We start from the raw sequence: 18,761 nt of genomic DNA, 5'->3' as shown, positions 1-18,761 counted from the left end.
GCCGGCGAGCGCGGCGTCGCCGCCCGGGTCGCGGGTCCCCGGGCCCGGCGTGCGGCCGCAGACACCCGAGGAGCGGCAGCGCGACATCGAGCTGCTGCACGGGCATCCCGCGTTCGGCTCGGAGGACGGCGAGCGGCTCCGTCAATGGGTGGCCGCGTGGACCATCGAGCTCGGCGGCGTGGAGGTCGCGATCGAGAGCATCCCGCCGCACTGCGCCTACATCTTTGCGCGGCTGGCCCGCACCTGTGCTCGCGAGTACGCGGAGTTCGTCGCCCAGGTCGATCCACAGGCCCGCTGACCGCGGCGCCGGCCCGTCGCGGGCTCGACCGTAGCGACCACCCGGCTCGTCCGCCAGGCGCGCCGCATGGATGGACCCGGCGAGGACGCCCTGGCGCGGCGGCCACGCGGGCCGTTCGTGCCCCGCGGGTTGCGGGTCGTCGCTGCACGTTGAAATCGGCGGACCGACTCACTAGGTTCTGGCGTCAGAAGTCCTGCTGATGTCACGGGGGAGATCATGATGGCTTCGATGGCATGTCCACGGCTGTCTTCCGGCAGAACCGATAGGTGAGCGGCCATCAACCGCCGAACCGACGCCACAGGGGAGTGGAGGGTGTCGGGCCGATCGGCGCCGACCGAATCTGACTCGTTTGTGCGAGACGCACCGACCGTCCTTTCCTACGCCGCGCTGGGCTGCTTCACGTTCTGGCTGTACGCCTTCGGACCGGCCGTCACGCTGCTGCGTGACGAGTGGCGGTTCTCCTATTCGATCCTCGGCGCCTACCAGGTGTTCTGGGCGGGCGGCGCGGCCGTCGCCGGAGCCGCGTTCGCCTGGGCGGCGCCCCGCCTGGCGAAAGGCCCGCTGCTGTGGTGCTCGGCCCTGGCCACCGTCATCGGTGCGGGCCTGTTCACGCTCGGCGGCGGCGTGGCGGCCACCCTGGCCGGCGCGGGAGTGTTCGGCGCGGCCGGGACGATGCTGCTGACCGTGGTCCAGGCGATCCTGTCCGACCGGCATCGTGACCGCAGGGACCGGGCGCTGACCGAGGCCAACATCGGCGCCGGCGCCTCTTCGGTGTTCGCGCCGCTGGTGCTCGGCGGGCTCGCGGCGAGCGTGCTGGGCTGGCGCGCCACGTTCGCGCTGCCGGCGCTCGTCCTCGCGGTGCTGTGGCTGCGCTACCGCCGCCTGCCGCTGCCGGCGCGGTCCGAACGCCACACCGCCACGGGGTCCGGCGGGCTGCCGATGGCCTGCTGGTTGTTCGCCGTCCTGACCGCGATCAGTTCGGCCATCGAGTTCTGTCTGGTGTACTTCGGCCCGCAGATGCTCATCGCCGCCGGCCTGTCGGCCACGGCCGCCAGCACCGCGCTGAGCAGCAACTACCTCGGCATCCTGGTCGGGCGGCTGTTCGGCGCCCGGCTGATCCGCCGCGCCGGGCGCAGCGTCGCGCTCATGTGGGCCTCGCTGGCGGTCACCCTCGCCAGCGTCGTGCTGTTCTGGCTCACCGACCGGCCGGCGCTGGCGATCGTGGCGCTGTTCCTGTGCGGGGTCGGCATCGCGAACCTCTACCCGCTCGGCCTGGCGCTGACCCTGGACGCTGCCGAGGGGCGCGAGGACCAGGCCAACGCCCGCTCACAGGTGATCCTCGGCGCGATCGCCGCCGTCTCGCCGTACCTGCTCGGCAGCCTGGCCGACCAGCGCGGGCTGACCACCGCCTTCGGGCTCGAACCGGTGCTGATCGGCGTCTGCGTCCTGCTGCTGTGGGCCGGACTCCGCACGCGCCACCGCGCCGCGGTACCGGCGACCGTTCCCAGCAACCTGGCGGAGTAGCACTCCGCCGTCGTCACCCGGATCTTGCGCTGACGGCTCACGAGAGGTGCAGGCTTTGCTTACCGTTCTCGACATCGGTGGCACACACGTGCGCTGGACCCAGTGGTCCCCGCAGCACGGGCTCGGCGAGGTCAGCTGCGTGTCGTCGCCGAGCTTCTCCCGGCACGCGCGGGCGTCCGCCGGCGAGCTGCAGGCCATGCTGGTCCGCGTGATGGCCGATGCGGTGCCGCCCGGCGGTGTCGCGGGCGTGTCGTTCGGCGCCGCGCTCGACCATCGGACCGGCACGGTGTACGCGTCCGCCCCGCTCTGGGGGGCCCACTCGCGCCCCTTCGACCTGCGCACGGCGCTGCGTGCGGCCAGGCCCGACGTGCGCTGGCACGTCGTCAACGACGTCACGGCCGCCCTGCTGCACCTGGCGAGCACGCCGGTGGCCCAGGGCCTGCGCAAGATCCAGCTCGCGACGATCAGCACCGGCATCGCCTGCCGCACGATCGACCAGCGCACCGGCGAGATCCCGGTCGACGGTTGCGGACTGCAGGGCGAGATCGGCCATCTGCCGGCGGCGGTGGCCATCGACGGGGTACCCGTGGAGCTGCTCTGCGCCTGCGGCAAGCCGCAACACGTGGCGGCCTTCGCATCGGGGCCGGGCATGGCGCGGCTCGGCGCGGTCCTGCGGCAGCGGCGCGGCCGCGACTGGGATGCCTCGGTGCTCGGCGCGCGGCTGGCCGGCGGCGAGCCGTTCGAGGCGGCGCTGGTGGACGCGCTGGACGCCGGCGACCCGCTCGCCGGCGAGCTGCTCGACGCGGCGACGAAGCCGGTCGCCGACGTCGTGCGCACGGCGCTGTGCCTGGATCCGGAGATCGACCTCGTCGCCCTCACCGGCGGCGTGGTGACGGGGCTCGGCGAGCGCTACCGCGCCGCACTCCTGGCGCACCTGGTTCGGGAGGGCCTGTACCTCACCAGCGACCGCGAGCCCGGCTGGGTGCGCGACCGGGTGGTGGTGTCCGAGGCGAACGGGCTCGTCGGCGCGGGACTGGCCGCCCTCGCGGCGGAGGCGGCATGAACCACACCCATCGCGCGATCGTGCGCGCCGCCGGCACGCTGTCGGTCGCGCCGCGCCCGACCGTCGCCCCGGGGCCGGGCGAGCTGAGCATCGCGCCCCTGTTCGCCGGGCTTTGCGGCACGGACCTGCAGATGCTGCGCGGCCTGCGCGACGACCCGGCGCCGGTGATCGGGCACGAGGGCATCGCGAGGGTCGTCGCCGCGGGCGCGGGCGTCGCGGCATCGTTGGCGCCGGGCACGCTCGTGGCGGTCAACCCGACGCACCCGGGCGATCCCGGCTTCCTGCTGGGACACAACGTCGACGGGTTGTTGCAAGAGCGCACGCTGCTGCCCGCGGCGGCGGTGCACGGCGGCCTGGTGCTCACATTGCCGGCGACCACCGACGTCACCCTCGCGCCGCTGCTGGAGCCGCTGGCCGTGGTCTGGTACGCGCTCGGTGAACTGGCCGCCTTCGCACCGGCGACGGTGCTGGTCGTCGGCGACGGGATCGTCGGGCACCTCGCCGTGCGGGCCGCGCACCGCCGGCTCGGCGAGGACGTGCGCATCGCGCTGGTGCACCACACCGAGCCCGGCCGGGCGTTCAGCGCCGAGCGCGCGTACGACGCCGAGCTGATGTTGGCCGGTCCGGTCAGGCCGGCGCTGGCCGGACCGGTCGTCGCCCTGCTGGCCACCCCGCGCGACGCGACGGTCGCGGCACTGGAGCTGGCGCTGTCGGCCGGCGCGGAGGTCGTCGACATCGTCGGCGGACTGCCGCCCGGTGCCGCGACGCCGCTGCGCCCCGGCGTCGACCGGGCCCCCGCGCGCGCGGCGAACTGCGGCGGGGTGCCCAGCCCGGCGCGGATCACCACGGCCGGCGGAGTCCGGCTGTTCGGCCACCGCGGGGTGGCCAACCGGCACCTGCTCGCGGCGGCGGCCGAGCTGGCCCGGGACCCGGGCCGCTATCGCGACCTGATCACCCATGAGACCGACCTCGACGGCGCGGCGCGCGTCATGCGCGCGTTGGCCGGCTCGCGGGAACGCACCGTCGACGGCCGCCGGCTGATCAAACTCTCGGTCCGGATCGCGGGGGAGGACTGATGGCATCGCTGGCTGGACGTCGCATGATCGTGGTCGGCGGCTCGACCGGGATCGGCCGCGCAATCGCCGACGCCTGGTCCGCCGCGGGGGCCGACGTGACGGTGTGCAGCCGCAACCGGCCCGCCGACGCCCCGCACCTGCGGTGGGAGCGCATTGATCTCACCGAGCCCGACCAGGCCCGCGAGCGGCTGACCGGGTTGGCCGCCGGCCGGGTGGATGCCGCCTGCTTCTCCGCCGTGCACTACGGCGACCGGCGCGCCCATTTCAGCGACGGGTCCGAAGCGGAGTGGCGCCGGCAGCTGGCGGTCAACGTCACCGGACTCTGGCTGACGCTGCATGCGCTGCTGCCGCCCCTGCGCGCGGCCGGGCCAGGGCTGTTCCTCGGGGTGTCGTCCGAGGTGGCCTTCAACGCCGGACCGGGCCGGTCGGGCTACGCCGCTTCGAAGGCGGCGGCGAAGGTCCTGCTGGACTCGGTCGCGCAGGAGGAGGACGCCGTCCGCGTGGTGCAGGTGCTGCCGGCCGGCATGGTCGACACCCCCGGCATCCGCCGGCGCCGGGCGCCGGCCTTCGACTACAGCGCCTACGCCCGGCCGTCCTCCTTCGGGCCGGTCGCGACGCGGCTGGCGCTGACGGCCGGCAACGGCCACCACGGCGACAGCCTCGTGGTTGACGGCAACGGCGACTGGGCGTCGGCCAACGACCGCCGCCCCGCCTCGCAGAGCGTGGTGCGGGGATGAGCGGCCTGGTCGGCCTCGCCGAGTGGCGGCTGCCGGCTGCCGGCGTCGAGGCCGTGCGGCTGGCCGCCGCCGTCGGCGCGGACGGCGTGCAGCTCGACCTCGGCGGACCCGGGCGCGGCGAGTGGATCGACGCGCCGGGCCGGATCGACGCGGTGCGCGCCGAGGCCGCCCGCCGCGACGTGCGGCTGCTCGCCGTGGCCGGGAACCACTTCAACGACGTCGGCCTGACCTGCGCGCCCCGGATCGTTCGACCGCTGCTGGAGCGGTTGCTGGACGCGGCGGTCGCGCTGACGGTGCCGCTCGTGTTCGTGCCCAGCTTCCGGCGCAGCGCGATCGACGGCCCCGACGCGTTCGCCCGCACGGCGCAGGCGCTGCGCTGGGCCGCGGCCCGTGCCGAGGAGCGCGACCTGGTGCTGGCCAGCGAGAACGTGCTCACCGGCGAGCGGGCCCGGACGCTTGCCGACGCTGTCGGTTCGCCCGCCTTCCGGCTGGTGCTGGACACGTTCAACCCGTTCGCGGCCGGGCTGCGCGCGGACGCGTTGGTCGCCGCGCTGGCCGATCTTCTGGCCGACCAGATCCATCTCAAGGACGGACCACCCGACCGGGGCCCGTCCCCGCTGCTCGGCGCCGGCGAGGGCCGGCTCGAGGAGACGGTGGACGCCCTGCGCGAACACCGGGTGCGCGTTCGCGCGCTCGTGCTGGAGAACGACTATCGCGACGGCGACGCCGTGCGCCTGGGCGCCGATCTGGCCTGGGCCCGCAGACGGGCCGAGCACCTCATCTCGACAGGGGCCGAGACATGACCAGTACCCGAACCCCGAGCACCGTCGTCGCAGCAGCGTTGCTGTTCGACATGGACGGCACGCTCGTCGACTCGACCGCGGTCGTCGAGCGCACCTGGCGCCGCTTCGCCGACCAGCACCGCCTCGACCTCGGACGGATCCTCGCGGTCTCGCACGGGCGTCGCACGGAGGAGACCGTCGCCGAGTTCGCGCCGGCGGGCGTCGACGTCGCGGCCGAGGCCCGGCGCATCGTCGCGCACGAGGTCGCCGACACCGAGGGGATCGTCGCCGTGCCCGGTGCGGCCGAACTGCTGGCGTCGCTGCCCACGGGCGGTTGGGCGCTGGTGACATCGGCCGGGCGCGCGCTGGCGGAGGCCAGGATGGCCGCTGCGGGGCTGCCCGTCCCGTCCGTGGTCGTGAGCGCCGACGACGTGACGACCGGCAAGCCGAGCCCGGAGGGGTACCTCACCGCCGCCGGCCGGCTCGGCGTCGCGCCGCAGCAGGCCGTCGTCTTCGAGGACGCCGAGGCCGGCCTGCTCGCCGCGTGCGCCTCCGGGGCCCGCACCGTTGTCGTCGGCGGGTGCGCCGCGCCCGTCACCAGCGGCCTCGAGCGCGTCGCCGACCTGCGCGACGTGCGGATCGAGCCCGTCGCCGGGCGTCCGAAGCCCACGTACCATCTCACACTACATCGGAGCATCTGAATGTCTCTGCTACGGGGGCCCTACGCGATCTCGGAGGGTGGCAGGGAAGTGTCGCAATCAACGGGACTGCTGGTGCGCGAGACGGGCTCCTGGCTCGTCCGCGCGCAGCGGGAGGTCAGCTACGAGGTGCGGATCCGGGAGCAGCTGTTCCGGCCCGACCGCACCGATCTGCTGGAGATCGGCTCGAACCGCGACCCGGGACAGCGGCGGCGCCGGTTCGTCGTGATCGACCACGCCGTCCACCGGCTGCACGGCGACGGCATCCGCGCCTACTTCGAGCATCATGACGTCGAGCACGAGCTGCTGGTGATCCAGGCGAACGAGTCGGTCAAGGACATCGACACCGCCGGCCGGATCGTCGAGGCGATGGACGGCTTCGGCATCGCGCGCCGGCGCGAGCCCGTGATCGTCATCGGCGGCGGCGTGCTGATGGACATCGTCGGCCTGGCCGCCAGCCTCTACCGGCGCGGCACGCCGTTCGTGCGGGTGCCGACAACGCTCATCGGGCTCGTGGACGCGGGCGTCGGCGTGAAGACCGGCGTCAACTTCAACGGCCACAAGAACCGGCTCGGGACCTATGCGCCCGCCGAGCTCACGCTGCTCGACCGGGCGTTGCTGTCCACGGTGGACAGGCGGCACATCAGCAACGGCCTCGCCGAGATCCTGAAGATCGCGCTGATCAAGGACTACGCGCTGTTCCGGATGCTCGAGGAGCACGGGCCGCGGCTGCTCGACGAGAAGTTCCAGGGCCGCACGCCGATCGGCGACGAGGCCGCGGTGGCGGTGCTGTACGCCGCCACCCAGGGCATGCTGGAGGAGCTCCAGCCGAACCTGTGGGAGGCCAAGCTCGAGCGCTGTGTCGACTACGGGCACACCTTCAGCCCGACGGTGGAGATGCGGGCGCTGCCCGCGCTGCTGCACGGTGAGGCGGTGTGCGTGGACATGGCGCTGACCACCGTCCTGGCGTACCGGCGAGGGCTTCTCAGCGAGGCGCAGCTGGACCGCATCTTCGCGGTCATGTCCGCGCTGGAGCTGCCGAGCTGGGACAGCGTGCTCGGCCCGGACGTGCTGACGCAGGCGTTGCAGGACACCGTGCGGCACCGCGACGGCCAGCAGCGGCTGCCGCTGCCGGTGGGCATCGGCGGCGTCACCTTCGTCAACGACGTCACCGGCGACGAGATCCGGGACGCCCTGAGCGTCCAGCGCGAGCTGCACGAGGCGCGGCACGGCGCCGCGCGCCGGCCAGCGCGCGGCTGGCGCGCCCTGGGCGGCCCCTGGCTGCGTCCGGTCGGTTGAGCCGACCCATGAAACCGCACCATGCACCCGTTGGGGGAGGGGCAATGTCAGAGGATCTGCGAGCCGATGTCGTCGTCGTGGGCGGGGGCGCCGCCGGCTGCGTGCTGGCCGCCCGGCTCAGCGCGGACGGCAGCCGCTCGGTGCTGCTGCTCGAGGCCGGGCCCGACTACGGCCCCTACGCGGACGGTCGCTGGCCGGCCGACCTGCTCGACTGCCGCAACCCCGCGCGCAGCCACGACTGGGACCCGCAGCTGCCGGCGTACTACTCGCGGGCCCGGGTGATCGGCGGCTCGTCGGTCAGCAACGCCGGCTGGACCCTGGTCGGCGCGCCGCCGGACTACGACGCCTGGGGCGCGTACTCCGGCGGGCGATGGGACTACGCCGCCATCGCCCCGTACCTCGTCGAGGCCATGCGTGACCTGCGCGTGCGCCCCGTCGCCGAGGCCGACAAGGGTGCCCTGCACCGGGCCATGGTGGCCGGCGCGACCCAGCTCGGCCTGCCGCTGCTGGACGACGTCAACGGCGACGACGCCGAGGAGGGCGTCGGCTGGGTGCCCCTCAACGCGGTCGGCCACACCCGCTGGAACGCCGCGTTCGCCTACCTCGACCCGGCCCGTGCCCGGGCGAACCTCCGGGTCGTGGCCGACGCGCCGGCCGTGCGGCTGGTGGTGGCGGCCGGGCGCGCCGTCGGCGTGGAGATCCTGCGCGCCGGCCGGGTCGAGACGGTTGCGGCGGGTAGCGTGGTCCTCGCCGCGGGCACCTTCGGCAACCCGCCGCTGTTGATGCGCAGCGGCATCGGCCCGGAGCCGGTGCTGCGTGAACTGGGTCCGCCGGTCGAGCTTTGCCTCGCCGGAGTGGGCGCGAACCTGATCGACCACTCCAAGGTCCACCTCCCGATGACCCCGACCGGCGCGCTCGTGCTGCCGGAGGAGGGCACGTACGTGCCGCAGAGCCTGGTCAAGGCCCGCTCGAGCGTGGCCGACGACGAGTACTGGGACCTGCACCTCGTGCCGACCGCCGGCCCCGGCGAGGACGAGCAGGGCCGGTTCGTCGGCGCGCTGGAGGTCTCGCTGTACGTGTTCGTGCTCGCGCCCCGCTCCCGGGGCTTCGTGCGGGCCCGGTCGCTGGACCCTCTCGCGGCGCCGCTGATCGAGCCCCGCTTCTTCAGCGACCCTGACGGCTACGACCGCCGGGCCGGCCTCGACGGCGTCGACCTGGCCCACCAGCTTGCCGGCACCGCCGCCGTGCGCGAGCTGGCCACGCTCGAACCGTGGTCGGCGGCGCAGCGGGCGGCGGTCGGGCAGGAACAGCTCGGCTACTGGCACCCGGTCGGCACCTGCGCCATGGGTCCGGCCGAAGACCCGATGGCCGTGGCCGGCGCGGACGGGCGCGTCCACGGGCTGGCCAACGTCTACGTCGGGGACGCCTCGCTGATGCCGGTGCTGCCTCGGGCCAACACCAACCTGACCACGATGGCGGTCGCGGCCCGGGTGGCGGACCTGATTACATGAGCATCGGCGCTTCGCACGCGGCACATTCGTCGAGTTCGTCAGGAAGGATCCCCGTGATGCCGAACCCGGTCTGGGAAGTCGAACCCGACACCGCCAACCGGCCGCTCCTCGTGCACGTGAACGCGACCGCGACCGGTGGCGGGGTGTCCGAGCTCATCCGCGGGCTGCTGGGTCACCACGCGGCCGGCTGGGCCATCATCGGGGGAGACGCCGACTTCTATGCGGTGACGAAGTACCTGCACATGCTCCTGCACGGCCGCGCGGACCCGGCCCGGCTGGACGACCCGCAGCTGATGCGGACCTACCGCGCCACGCTGGCGCCGCAGGCCGAATGGTTCGCGCAGCGCCTGGCCCCCGGGGATGTGGTGATCCTGCACGACCCGCAGACCCTCGGTCTGGCCCCGGCGCTGTATGCCATGGGCGTGCGGGTGGTCTGGCACTGCCACATCGGCGCCGTCGTGGCGCCCGAGCGCGGGCCGGGCGCCGTGTGGCGGGCCTTCGCGGCCGAGATCGCCGCGCTGGACGCCGTGATGACCACCCTGCCCGAGTTCGCCCCGCCGGACGTGCGCGAGCTGTTCGTGGTCGCTCCGGCCGTCGACCCGGCGGCGCCGAAGAACCGGGAGCTCTCCGCCGACGAGATCGCCTCGGTGCTGGGCGGGATCGGCCTCACCGCCGAAGGCGCGACCGCTGGCGTCACGGTCACCCAGCAAGCACCGATCCCGCCGGACGCGCGCGTCGTGCTGCAGATCTCGCGATGGGACCCGCTCAAGGACATGCCCGGCGTGGTACGTTGCGTGATCGGCCTACCACAGGATGTACACCTTGTGCTCGCCGGCACCGAGCCCAACGACATCCCCGACGACCCGGACGGATTCGCCGTGCTCGCGGAGGTCCGCGGCGTGCTCGCCGAACTGTCCGAGGCGGACCTGGCCCGGGTGCACCTGGTGAACATCTCGCTGACCCGTCCGGAGCTCAACGCGCTCGTCGTCAATGCGTTGCAGCGGCGGGCCGACGTGGTGCTGCAGAAGAGCCTGGAGGAGGGCTTCGGGCTCACCGTCACCGAGGCGATGATCAAGGGCCGTGCGGTCGTCGCCTCCGCCGTCGGCGGCCTGCGGCACCAGATCGCGGACGGCCACAACGGTCTGCTCGTCGACCCGACGGATTTCCATTCGGTACGCGAGACCCTCGCCCGGCTGCTGGACGACCCCGATCGGCGTCGAACCCTCGGTGAGCACGCCCGCACCTCGGCGTTGGAGCGCTACACCATGCGCAGGCTGGCCGAGGACTATGCGAAGGTTGCCGCAGACACGGTACGCCCAGCTGACTGAAGGACGCCGCCATGAAGACCGTTTCGCTCGGTACGACCGGGCTCGCCGTCCCCAACCTGATCCTCGGCCTGATGCGGATCGCCGACAAGTCCGACGACGAGATCCGCACCGTGGTCGGCGTGGCCCGCGACGCCGGCATCGACTTCTTCGACCACGCCGCCGTCTACGGCACCGAGCCGCATCAGTGCGAGGCCCGCTTCGCCGAGGCGCTGCGGCTCGGGCCCGCCGACCGGGCCGAGCTGACGATCCAGACCAAGGCCGGCATCGTCCGCGGCGGCTCGTTCGACTTCTCTTACGAGCACCTCGTCTCCTCCGTCGAGCGCTCGCTGCGGGCGCTGCGCACCGACTACATCGACGTGCTGCTCCTGCACCGCCCCGATGCCCTGGTCGAGCCTGACGAGGTCGCGCGCGCCTTCGACGAGCTCGAGGCGGCGGGCAAGGTCCGCGCGTTCGGCGTGTCCAACCACACGCCGCTGCAGATCGAGCTGCTGAAGACCGCGGTGCGCCAGCCGATCGTGGCCAACCAGCTGCAGCTGTCCCTGACCCACGCGCCGATCGTCGCCCAGGGCGTGGCCGCGAACATGGCCGGCCTGGAGCAGTCCGTCACGCTCGACGGCGGCGGCATCCTCGACTACTGCCGCATCCACCGCATCACGGTGCAGGCGTGGTCGCCGTTCCAGGCCGGCTTCTTCACCGGCACGTTTCTCGGCTCGCCGAAGTACGCGGAGCTCAACGCCGTCATCGACCGCCTGGCGGCACAGTACGATGTGCCGCCGATCGCGATCGCGACCGCCTGGATCACCCGCCACCCCGCCGGGATGCAGGTCGTCCTCGGCACCACATCCCCCGAACGCGTCACCGGCGCAGCCCTGGGCTCCGACCTGCCGCTGACGCGGGCCGAGTGGTACGAGCTCTTCCGCGCGGCCGGCTACCGCGTGCCGTGACGCCGGCCCGTCCCGGTGCGCGGATCGGCCGGCAGCGCGGGCGGGATCGGGCCGCGGCAGCCGCTACCGCTTCCGTCTCGGTCAGCGCGCGGGCGCGACGCGGTCGAGCACGTACATCCGCGGGTGGTGTCCTTTGTGGAACACCCGGATCTCCGCGCCGAGCCGCCAGGCGTCGCGGGCGCGGTCGAGGCAGCGCTGCATGATGCGGATCTCGTGGGTGAGCACGACCAGCCGCGCGCCGGGCGCCGCCCCGGCCCGGGCCCGGTCGAGCAGCAGCTGGTGCAGTGTCTCGCTCTCCTCGTGCCGGCCGGCCTTGTCACCCCACGGCGGATCGGCGAGCAGGACGTCGTAGGGGCCGCCGGCGAGCCACTCGTCCGCGCCGATGTCGGCGGTCAGCAGCCGCACCCGCTCGCGCATCCCGGCGGCGGCGATGTTCTGGGCCGCCGCCGCGACGGCGTCGGCGTCGACATCGAAGCCCACGGCCGTGCGGGCGCCGGCGACCAGCAGCCGCTCGATGAGCAGGGTGCCGGAGCCGCACATCAGGTTGACCACCCGCTGCGCCGGGTCCGGGCGGCTGAGCCGCGCGATCGCCGCGGCGACGGTCGCGTTGGCGGCGGCCGGATGCCCCTCGACCCGCCAGCGGCGCGCCGACAGCGGCCGGGTCGACAGTCGCACGAGCACGTCCCAGCCACGGCCCTCGGGGGTGGGGCGGACCCGCACCACGCAGTCACCGCCCTGCGGATCGTGGCGCAGGCCGGTGCCCGCGGCGAGCTGCTCGGCGAGCTTGCGCAGCACCGGCGAGTCGCTGCCGGCGGCCTCGATGCGCAGCGACCGCGGCGCGTCGTTGCGGTTCAGCGCGACGACCGAGCGCACGCCGGCCAGGATGCCGGGCATGTGCTCACCACCGAGCAGAGCTTTGGGGTTGGGCACGGGATACGACAGCACCAGGAACGCGGCGACGACGGTGCGCAGCCGGGCGGTGTCGACCAGCGCGCCGCTGAGCTCCCCGGCGAGCGAGTCGTCGCGCCCCGGAACCCGTTCGAGCCGGCGCAGGTTCGGCAGCCGCTGGGCGGCCTCGTCGCGCACGATCGCCTCGAGCCCGGGCAGGAACAGCAGCTCGACCCGGTTCCCGCGGGGCTCGGCGCGGCGGCTCGGCCGCGCGGGGGCCACGGTGCGGTCACGGAACCGGTCGCGTCCCGGGCTGCGCCGTCCAGTCGCCAACGCCCACCGCTCCTCACGATCCGCTCGACCTGCCCGCCAGATCCTACGCCGCGCGAAACGCGCTCACAGCGATCCGGGCCGCGGCGCCGTGTCCCGCCGGCGGGACAGCCGGGATCGATTGTTCGTTGACACCCGCTGCGGCGTCTGCATACGTGTCCGCACCGTCGGCGCCCTGGACCGGCACGGTCTGGCTCTGCTTGTCGGTGGCCATCTCGAGGCCGGTGAATCGGTGCTCAGCCGTAGGTCGGCGAGGAGGCGCTGGCCGCGGCCAACAAGGCCGTCCGCGCCGTCGAGGACGGCGCGAAGGTAAAAAGGAGGCCGCGGACGCCGGCGCGGCCGAGTCCGAGGCGAGCAAGGCCACGCTATTGCAGCACGAGTCGTGTAACTTCCAGCGGTGTGGTTTCCCGTATGCGTCGTGATCGAACCGTCGTCCGGGTGTTGGCCTGGCTGGTGCCGGTAGGCATGGTGTTCGCCGGACTGGCCGGTTGCGGTGATGGTGAGCCCGTGCTGGGCACGAGTAACGTCTGCGCGTTGTTCGATGTGACCCTGCTCGACGCCGCTGTCCCGGATGGCCGGGTCCTCTTTTCGCAGCTGAACAGCAGCGACGAGGACGGGTCTGGCGGCATGTGCGAAATCGCCAACACCACCGGCGGGCCGCGCAAGGACGGGGACGTGAGTGTTCTGGAGCTGGAAATCCACAAGGAGTACCTAGGCCGGTCAGCGCAGCGGCGGGAGGACGCGAAGACCAGTCTGCGATCCGTCTGTGGCCGGGTTTTTGAGCAGGCACCTCCGGTCGTCCCGGGCGAGCCGCCTGCTGAGCTGTCGTGTACGACGACGGGTCCGGCTGAGGAGCAGGACCCCCCGCTGCGCGAGTGCAAATACGCGGGAAGCCGCGGGGACACGGTCGTCTGGGGCACCTATCAGTTCCTGGCGAGCCTGACGCCAGCAGAGGCCGATCGTAAGTGCCAGGCAATGCGTGACGTGGCGAACAGTGCACTGGCCCCGGTGCGCTGACCGGAGCCGCTACTGGCGGGTTGCGCCCAGTTCGGCGTTCCGGATGGCGAGACCCGCCACTCGTCCGGGGCTGCGGCGGGTAGCGCTGCGCGCTGCGGCGGGCAGGCACGCTGCGTCCAAACCCGCAGGCAGGCCCGTGCAGCGCCGATGGTGTGCATAGACGAGGGTGTCTGCCGGGTCGATCTTCAGGCTGGTTGGCAGAACCGGTCCCTCGACCCCGTGTTCATCGACTGCCCGGATTCCACTTCCACCAGACGGCCTCGAACAGTCCGTCACGGGGCGCTGCCCCGCGGCAGGGTGTGGCCGCCGGCGAGCAGGGCCGCGTACCGCACGGCCGTACGGCTGCCGCTGATGAGACTGGGCACGTGCGTGGGCAGGCCCAGGACGGGAATGTCCGACATGACCAGCAGCGCCACCGCGTCTAGGCCGCGGACCCGCGCGACGGTGTAGAGGCTCGCGGTCTCCATGTCGATGCCCAGCACGCCCTGGGACGCGCAGGTGTCGACCAGCCTCTGATCCTCCAGGTGTACGGCGGCGACCGAGTGTACCGGGCCGGTGGGCACCGCCGAGCCGATCGCGGCGAGCAGCCGCGGCGACGCCGCGACCCGATCGACGGCCGGCGCGTACGCGGTGGACACCCCGTCGGCCGGGACCGCCGAGGAAGCCGCGATCACCGTGCCGCTGCCCAGGTCGCGGCTCGTGCCGCCGCAGTAGCCGACGCCGATGACGGTCCGCACGCCGCGGCGGCTGGCCGCGTCGACGAGCATCGCGCAGGCCGCCGCGCCCAGCACGGGCTTGGCCACCGCGACCGGTGCGCCGCCCTCGGGATGGTGCACCGCGACGAGGCCGACGTGCCGCCGCGGCGAGCCGAGGACTTCCCAGCCGCTGGCGTCGAACAGGTGGGGATTTTCCAGCGGGACGATCATCGTCGGGGGTAGCGGATCGTCGCCGGTGAACAGCCAGCCGTCGACGACGTCGGCGATCTTCACTTCCCAGGGCACAGTCATCCGCGTGGTGTCACCGCATCCATCTGCCGTTGCACGTACTGATCAAACCTCGAAAAAGGTGGAGATCCTCGATGGCTTCGGAGCGGTACTGACCGGCCCGTCACACCGCCGGGATCGCGGTAGGCGGGCCGATGCGACGACCGGCCCGGTACTGCGGCGGCCACGCGATGTCGTCACCGAGCTCGAACGCGGCCCGCTGGGGCCAGTGCGGCTCGCGGAGCAGTGCGCGGCCGAGCAGGATCACGTCGGCCGATCCGTCGGCCAGGATCTTTTCGGCCTGGCCGGGGTCGGTGATGAGACCGACCGCGGCGACCGGCAGCCCACTGCGCTCGCGGACCGCCCGCGCGAACGGCACCTGGTAGCCGGGGCCGACGGCGATCTGCTGGGCGGCGACGTTGCCGCCACTGGACACGTCGACCAGGTCGACGCCGTGCGGGGGGAGCGCGGCGGCCACGTCGGCGACCTCGTCGACGGTGAGGCCGCCGTCGACCCAGTCGGTGGCGCTGAAGCGGACCGCGAGCACGACACGGTCGGGGACGGCGGCGCGGACGGCGTCGACGATCTCCAGCAGGAGCCGGGCCCGGCGGTCGAGATCCCCGCCGTACGCGTCGGTGCACCGGTTGGACAGCGGCGACAGGAACTCGTGGATCAGGTAGCCGTGCGCGGCGTGGATCTCGACGACGTCGTAGCCGGCCGCGACGGCCCGGCGGGCGGCCGCGGCCCAGTCCTGTACGAGGTCCCGGATCTCGTCGGCGGTAAGCGCGGCTGGCGTCGCGTACCCCTCGTAGGGCACGGCCGACGGAGCGACGACCGGCCAGCCGCCCTCGTCCAGCGGCACGTTGCCGCGGCCCCGCCACGGCGCGAACGTCGACGCTTTGCGCCCGGCGTGGGCGAGCTGGATGCCGGGCACGGCGCCCTGCTGCCGAATGAACGCGGTGATCCGGGCGTAGTCGGCAGCCTGCCCGTCGGTCCAGATCCCGGCGTCCTGGGGAGAGATCCGACCGTCGGGTCGTACCGCGGTCGCCTCCGCAAGCACCGCCCCGGCGCCGCCCCGGGCGATGCCGCCGAGGTGAACCAGGTGCCAGTCGGTCGGATGCCCGTCGACGGACGAGTACTGGCACATCGGCGCGGCCCAGACCCGGTTGGGAAACGTGACGCCCCGCAGGGTCAGCGGGTCGAACAGTCTGCTCATACCTGGACGACCTTTCGAAGCAGTTGGAGTAAGCCGACGAAGCTCAGGGCCGGCGGAGGACGGCCTCGATGAACGGGGCTTTGCCGGCGCGGTAGCGCGGCCGGTCGCGGTTGTCCGCCGCCGCGAGCTCCGCCTTGATGACGGCGTACTCTTGCGCGAGCTCGGGGTGCCGGCGCAGGATGTCGCGGTAGCGCAGCAGCTGCGCCGGTTCCGGCGCGCCGTCCTCGTACACGTGCAGGTGGTGGCTGCGGTAGGCGATGTCCGGAAAGCAGAACGACCACTTGCGCCGCTCCCGGTCGCCCGGCTCGGGGGCGTGAACCCACCCGATCGGGGCCAGGTGCGCCACCATTCCCGCCGAGCGGTCGAAGTCCCTGATGCGGGCCACCATGTCAATGATCGGCTTGGCGGCCAGGCCCGGGATCGCGGTGCTGCCGACGTGCTCGATCCGGCCGGCGAGGTAGGTCCGCAGTGCGGCCTCGAGCCGCTGCTGCTCGCGGGCGAAGCGGGCTGGCCAGCACTCGTCGTACGGGACGACGACGATCGGGTCCCGCCGCGTCACGGGTGGCGGTTGCGGTCCATCCGGCCCTGCCAGGGCGGGATGTGAGAGACCGACGGGGGCATCAGGTCGTCCGGCCGGGCTCCGGGGAAAGGGACCACGGCAACCACGGAAGCGGTGTCGTCGCGGTGGCCGTCTCCTGTGGACAGACGAATGCGGGCGCTCGGCGCTGACATCGATCCTTCTCGACGGTGGGTTGTGTGGAGACGGGTGCGTGTCAGTCCGGACACGAGGCCGACCAGACGCGACCGAGGTCGATGTGGTGCCGGCTCCACAGCAGTGCCATGCCTCCAGTGCAGCGCGAGAACCGTTCGCTGTCAACGCCTGTGGGTCAAAATCATATCGAGCCGATGTACTTTGACCGACCGGCCCGGTCGCGCGACGCGCTCGATCGGTTGCTGAGATGTGGCGCACGTCGACAGGGCGGCGCCGCGGATGACACGCTCTTCGGCGTGCGTGGGGCGTCCCCGCCTCATGTCATCACCGTCTGACAGGAATGGCCCGTGGAAGCAATCGCGTTCGACACCAACGGCGGCCCGCAGGTGCTGCGCCGGGTCGCCCTCGCCGATCCGGCACCGGGCCCCGGCGAGGTCCTGATCCGGGTCGCCTACGCCGGCGTGAACTACGCCGAGGCCGAGCACCGGCGGGGCGTGTTCGGGCCCGTGAACGGCCTCGAGGTGCCCGGCCTGGAGGTCTCCGGGGTGGTGGCCGGGCTCGGCGCCGGCGTGGACGGGCTCGCCGTCGGCCAGCCCGTGGCGGCGTACCTGCCCGACTTCGGCGGGTACGCCGAGCTGGCGGTCACGCGGGCCGAGTTCGTGCTGCCGGTGCCCGACGGGCTCGACCTCGTCGCCGCGGGCGGTTTCGGCTGCGTGGCGCCCACGGCGTACGGCATCGTCGCCGCCGCCGGCCGGTTGGCCGCGGGGGAGACGGTGCTGATCCACGCCGCTGCCGGCGGCGTCGGCTCGCTCGCCGTGCAGATCGCGCGGGCGCTCGGCGCCGGAACCCTCATCGGAACGGTCGGGCGCGCCGACAAGGTGGCCCGGGCGGAGCAATTGGGCTACGACCTGGTCCTGCCGCGGACCGGGTTCGCGCCGGCCGTCCTGACGGCCACGGCCGGCCGCGGGGTCGACGTGGTGCTCGACCCCGTGGGCGGCTCGGTGCGGGCCGAGAGCCTGCCGCTGCTGGCGCCCTTCGGGCGGCTCGTCGCGTTCGGCGATGCCGCCGCCGAGGCGGACCTCAGCCTGCCGCTGCTGTCGCTGTGGAAGCACAACCGCACCGCCGGCGGGTACAACATCGGCGACCTGGCCCGGCGCGCCCCGGGGCTTTGGCGCGCCCACGCGCTCGCCGTGCTGGGGCTGATCGCCGAGGGCAAGGTCCGTTTCGAGGTTGCGGAGGTCGTGCCGCTGGACGAGGTGCGCGCGGTCCATGAGCGCCTCGATGCCGGCGCGACGGTCGGCAAGATCGTGCTGCGGATCGCGGCCGGGGCATGACCGCCGACCGCTACGAGCGGCTGGAGTACCGCCGGGCCGGCGGCTCCGGCCTGGACCTGCCGGCCATCTCCTTCGGCCTGTGGCAGAAGTTCGGTACCGACCGGCCCTACGAGACCCAGCGTGAGATCCTGCTGCGCGCCTTCGACCTCGGCATCGCCCACTTCGACAACGCCGACCGCTACGGGCCGCCGTACCGCGCGGCGCAGCAGGTCTTCGGGCGGGTGTTGCAACAAGACCTGGCGTCGTACCGCGACGAGCTGATCCTGTCGACGAAGGCGGGCAACCCGATCGGGGCCAGCCCGTACCTGCGGGGCGGCTCCCGCAAGTCGCTGCTGACCTCCCTCGAACACAGCCTGCGCGACCTCGGCACCGACCACGTCGACATCTTCTACAGCCACAGCCCGGACCCGACCACGCCGCTGGAGGAGACCGTCGGGGCGCTGGTCAGCGCGGTCGAGCAGGGCAAGGCCCTCTACGCCGGCATCTCCAACTACGCCCCCGAACGGGCCCACGAGGCGGCCGTGCTGCTGCGCCGGGCCGGCGTACCGCTGCTGGTCCACCAGCCGCGGTACTCCATCTTCGACCGCAGCCTCGAGCTCAACGGCCTGCTGAAGCTGGCCGCCGAGGACGGCTTCGGCCTGGTCGTCTACTCGCCGCTGGCCCAGGGGCTGCTGACCGGCAAGTACCTCGAGGGTATCCCGACCGGCGCGCGGGCCGAGGACAGCCCCTTCCTGTCGCCCGACGTCATCGACGACACGTATCGGCAGCGGGCCGCGGCGCTCAACCGGATCGCCGCCGACCGGGGCCAGTCACTGGCACAGCTGGCGCTGCAGTGGGTGCTGCGCCAGCCGCAGGTCACCTCGGCCCTCATCGGCGCCAGCTCCATCTGGCAGCTGGAGCACAACGTGCAGGCGCTGACCTTCCCACCGCTGACCGAGGCCGAGCTGGCCCTGATCGACGAGCACGGCGTGCACGGCACCGGGCTGCAGCTGTGAGCGCGCCCGCCACCGGCGCGCCGCTG

Annotated in this window: 18 protein-coding genes; 14 read left to right on the top strand and 4 right to left on the bottom strand. The window is 73.3% G+C overall.

What is annotated here, in order from left to right:
• The 11 genes from AB0M46_RS39300 to AB0M46_RS39250 all read left to right on the top strand — a co-directional run.
• A partial coding sequence (locus AB0M46_RS39300; protein WP_363344841.1) for a hypothetical protein occupies nucleotides 1–298 on the top strand: 298 nt, incomplete at its 5' end.
• Nucleotides 299–649: 351 nt separating this feature from the next.
• The gene (locus tag AB0M46_RS39295; protein ID WP_363344839.1) at nucleotides 650–1,822 is read left to right on the top strand and encodes an MFS transporter; all 1,173 of its coding nucleotides are present in this window, start codon (nucleotides 650–652) and stop codon (nucleotides 1,820–1,822) included.
• 55 nt (nucleotides 1,823–1,877) lie between these two features.
• Nucleotides 1,878–2,885, top strand: coding sequence for an ROK family protein (locus AB0M46_RS39290; RefSeq protein WP_363344837.1), 1,008 nt, complete (start codon nucleotides 1,878–1,880; stop codon nucleotides 2,883–2,885).
• Complete coding sequence (locus AB0M46_RS39285) at nucleotides 2,882–3,961, top strand: alcohol dehydrogenase catalytic domain-containing protein (RefSeq protein WP_363344835.1); 1,080 nt, start codon at nucleotides 2,882–2,884, stop codon at nucleotides 3,959–3,961. The genes AB0M46_RS39290 and AB0M46_RS39285 overlap by 4 nt, the downstream gene beginning before the upstream one ends.
• Nucleotides 3,961–4,698, top strand: coding sequence for an SDR family NAD(P)-dependent oxidoreductase (locus AB0M46_RS39280; protein WP_363344833.1), 738 nt, complete (start codon nucleotides 3,961–3,963; stop codon nucleotides 4,696–4,698). The genes AB0M46_RS39285 and AB0M46_RS39280 overlap by 1 nt, the downstream gene beginning before the upstream one ends.
• Nucleotides 4,695–5,501 carry a TIM barrel protein gene (locus AB0M46_RS39275; protein ID WP_363344831.1) on the top strand — a complete coding sequence of 269 codons (807 nt, stop codon included), beginning with the start codon at nucleotides 4,695–4,697 and terminating at the stop codon, nucleotides 5,499–5,501. The genes AB0M46_RS39280 and AB0M46_RS39275 overlap by 4 nt, the downstream gene beginning before the upstream one ends.
• Nucleotides 5,498–6,181, top strand: a complete 684-nt coding sequence (locus tag AB0M46_RS39270; protein WP_363344829.1) for an HAD-IA family hydrolase — start codon at nucleotides 5,498–5,500, stop codon at nucleotides 6,179–6,181. Before AB0M46_RS39275 ends, AB0M46_RS39270 begins: the two co-directional genes overlap by 4 nt.
• A 48-nt stretch (nucleotides 6,182–6,229) precedes the next feature.
• Nucleotides 6,230–7,477: a sedoheptulose 7-phosphate cyclase gene (locus AB0M46_RS39265; RefSeq protein WP_363344827.1), complete on the top strand. Its 1,248-nt coding sequence runs from the start codon at nucleotides 6,230–6,232 to the stop codon at nucleotides 7,475–7,477.
• 44 nt (nucleotides 7,478–7,521) lie between these two features.
• Nucleotides 7,522–8,988: a GMC family oxidoreductase N-terminal domain-containing protein gene (locus AB0M46_RS39260; RefSeq protein WP_363344825.1), complete on the top strand. Its 1,467-nt coding sequence runs from the start codon at nucleotides 7,522–7,524 to the stop codon at nucleotides 8,986–8,988.
• A 56-nt stretch (nucleotides 8,989–9,044) separates the two neighbouring features.
• The gene (locus AB0M46_RS39255; protein WP_363344823.1) at nucleotides 9,045–10,316 is read left to right on the top strand and encodes a glycosyltransferase; all 1,272 of its coding nucleotides are present in this window, start codon (nucleotides 9,045–9,047) and stop codon (nucleotides 10,314–10,316) included.
• 11 nt (nucleotides 10,317–10,327) lie between these two features.
• A complete protein-coding gene (locus tag AB0M46_RS39250; RefSeq protein ID WP_363344821.1) occupies nucleotides 10,328–11,260 on the top strand; it encodes an aldo/keto reductase in 933 nt (310 codons plus the stop codon).
• An 81-nt stretch (nucleotides 11,261–11,341) separates the two neighbouring features.
• On the opposite strand, the gene AB0M46_RS39245 is transcribed toward AB0M46_RS39250, so the two are convergent.
• Nucleotides 11,342–12,481: a methyltransferase gene (locus AB0M46_RS39245; RefSeq protein WP_363344819.1), complete on the bottom strand. Its 1,140-nt coding sequence runs from the start codon at nucleotides 12,479–12,481 to the stop codon at nucleotides 11,342–11,344.
• A gap of 435 nt (nucleotides 12,482–12,916) precedes the next feature.
• On the opposite strand from AB0M46_RS39245, the gene AB0M46_RS39240 reads away from it, so the two are divergent.
• Nucleotides 12,917–13,495 carry a hypothetical protein gene (locus tag AB0M46_RS39240; protein WP_363344817.1) on the top strand — a complete coding sequence of 193 codons (579 nt, stop codon included), beginning with the start codon at nucleotides 12,917–12,919 and terminating at the stop codon, nucleotides 13,493–13,495.
• Between the two features lie 272 nt (nucleotides 13,496–13,767).
• On the opposite strand, the gene AB0M46_RS39235 is transcribed toward AB0M46_RS39240, so the two are convergent.
• The 3 genes from AB0M46_RS39235 to AB0M46_RS39225 form a co-directional block, all read right to left on the bottom strand.
• The gene (locus AB0M46_RS39235) at nucleotides 13,768–14,502 is read right to left on the bottom strand and encodes a hypothetical protein (protein ID WP_363344815.1); all 735 of its coding nucleotides are present in this window, start codon (nucleotides 14,500–14,502) and stop codon (nucleotides 13,768–13,770) included.
• 100 nt (nucleotides 14,503–14,602) lie between these two features.
• On the bottom strand, nucleotides 14,603–15,694 hold the full coding sequence (locus AB0M46_RS39230) for an NADH:flavin oxidoreductase/NADH oxidase (RefSeq protein WP_363344813.1): 1,092 nt from the start codon (nucleotides 15,692–15,694) through the stop codon (nucleotides 14,603–14,605).
• 43 nt (nucleotides 15,695–15,737) lie between these two features.
• Nucleotides 15,738–16,253 (bottom strand): GrpB family protein, encoded by a 516-nt coding sequence (locus AB0M46_RS39225; protein ID WP_363344811.1) that lies wholly within the window; start codon nucleotides 16,251–16,253, stop codon nucleotides 15,738–15,740.
• A gap of 500 nt (nucleotides 16,254–16,753) precedes the next feature.
• Here AB0M46_RS39225 and AB0M46_RS39220 point away from each other — a divergent pair, with 500 nt between their 5' ends.
• Together AB0M46_RS39220 and AB0M46_RS39215 are read left to right on the top strand one after the other, a co-directional pair.
• Entirely contained in the window at nucleotides 16,754–17,740 is a 987-nt protein-coding gene (locus tag AB0M46_RS39220) for a zinc-binding dehydrogenase (RefSeq protein ID WP_363344809.1), read from the top strand.
• The gene (locus AB0M46_RS39215) at nucleotides 17,737–18,735 is read left to right on the top strand and encodes an aldo/keto reductase (RefSeq protein WP_363344808.1); all 999 of its coding nucleotides are present in this window, start codon (nucleotides 17,737–17,739) and stop codon (nucleotides 18,733–18,735) included. The genes AB0M46_RS39220 and AB0M46_RS39215 overlap by 4 nt, the downstream gene beginning before the upstream one ends.
• The last annotated feature ends 26 nt before the right edge of the window (nucleotides 18,736–18,761 follow it).

Source organism: Dactylosporangium sp. NPDC051485 (assembly GCF_040682015.1).
GTDB lineage: Bacteria > Actinomycetota > Actinomycetes > Mycobacteriales > Micromonosporaceae > Dactylosporangium.
The sequence above is the reverse complement of the archived record's forward strand: the minus strand, read 5'-3'. Positions and strand labels throughout refer to the sequence as shown.

Coding starts and splice junctions, on each gene's coding strand:
- AB0M46_RS39250 (WP_363344821.1), top strand. CDS start 10,328: ATGAAGACCGTTTCGCTCGGTACGACCGGGCTCGCCGTCCCCAACCTG.
- AB0M46_RS39285 (WP_363344835.1), top strand. CDS start 2,882: ATGAACCACACCCATCGCGCGATCGTGCGCGCCGCCGGCACGCTGTCG.
- AB0M46_RS39235 (WP_363344815.1), bottom strand. CDS start 14,502: ATGACTGTGCCCTGGGAAGTGAAGATCGCCGACGTCGTCGACGGCTGG.
- AB0M46_RS39230 (WP_363344813.1), bottom strand. CDS start 15,694: ATGAGCAGACTGTTCGACCCGCTGACCCTGCGGGGCGTCACGTTTCCC.
- AB0M46_RS39255 (WP_363344823.1), top strand. CDS start 9,045: ATGCCGAACCCGGTCTGGGAAGTCGAACCCGACACCGCCAACCGGCCG.
- AB0M46_RS39270 (WP_363344829.1), top strand. CDS start 5,498: ATGACCAGTACCCGAACCCCGAGCACCGTCGTCGCAGCAGCGTTGCTG.
- AB0M46_RS39280 (WP_363344833.1), top strand. CDS start 3,961: ATGGCATCGCTGGCTGGACGTCGCATGATCGTGGTCGGCGGCTCGACC.
- AB0M46_RS39275 (WP_363344831.1), top strand. CDS start 4,695: ATGAGCGGCCTGGTCGGCCTCGCCGAGTGGCGGCTGCCGGCTGCCGGC.
- AB0M46_RS39260 (WP_363344825.1), top strand. CDS start 7,522: ATGTCAGAGGATCTGCGAGCCGATGTCGTCGTCGTGGGCGGGGGCGCC.
- AB0M46_RS39215 (WP_363344808.1), top strand. CDS start 17,737: ATGACCGCCGACCGCTACGAGCGGCTGGAGTACCGCCGGGCCGGCGGC.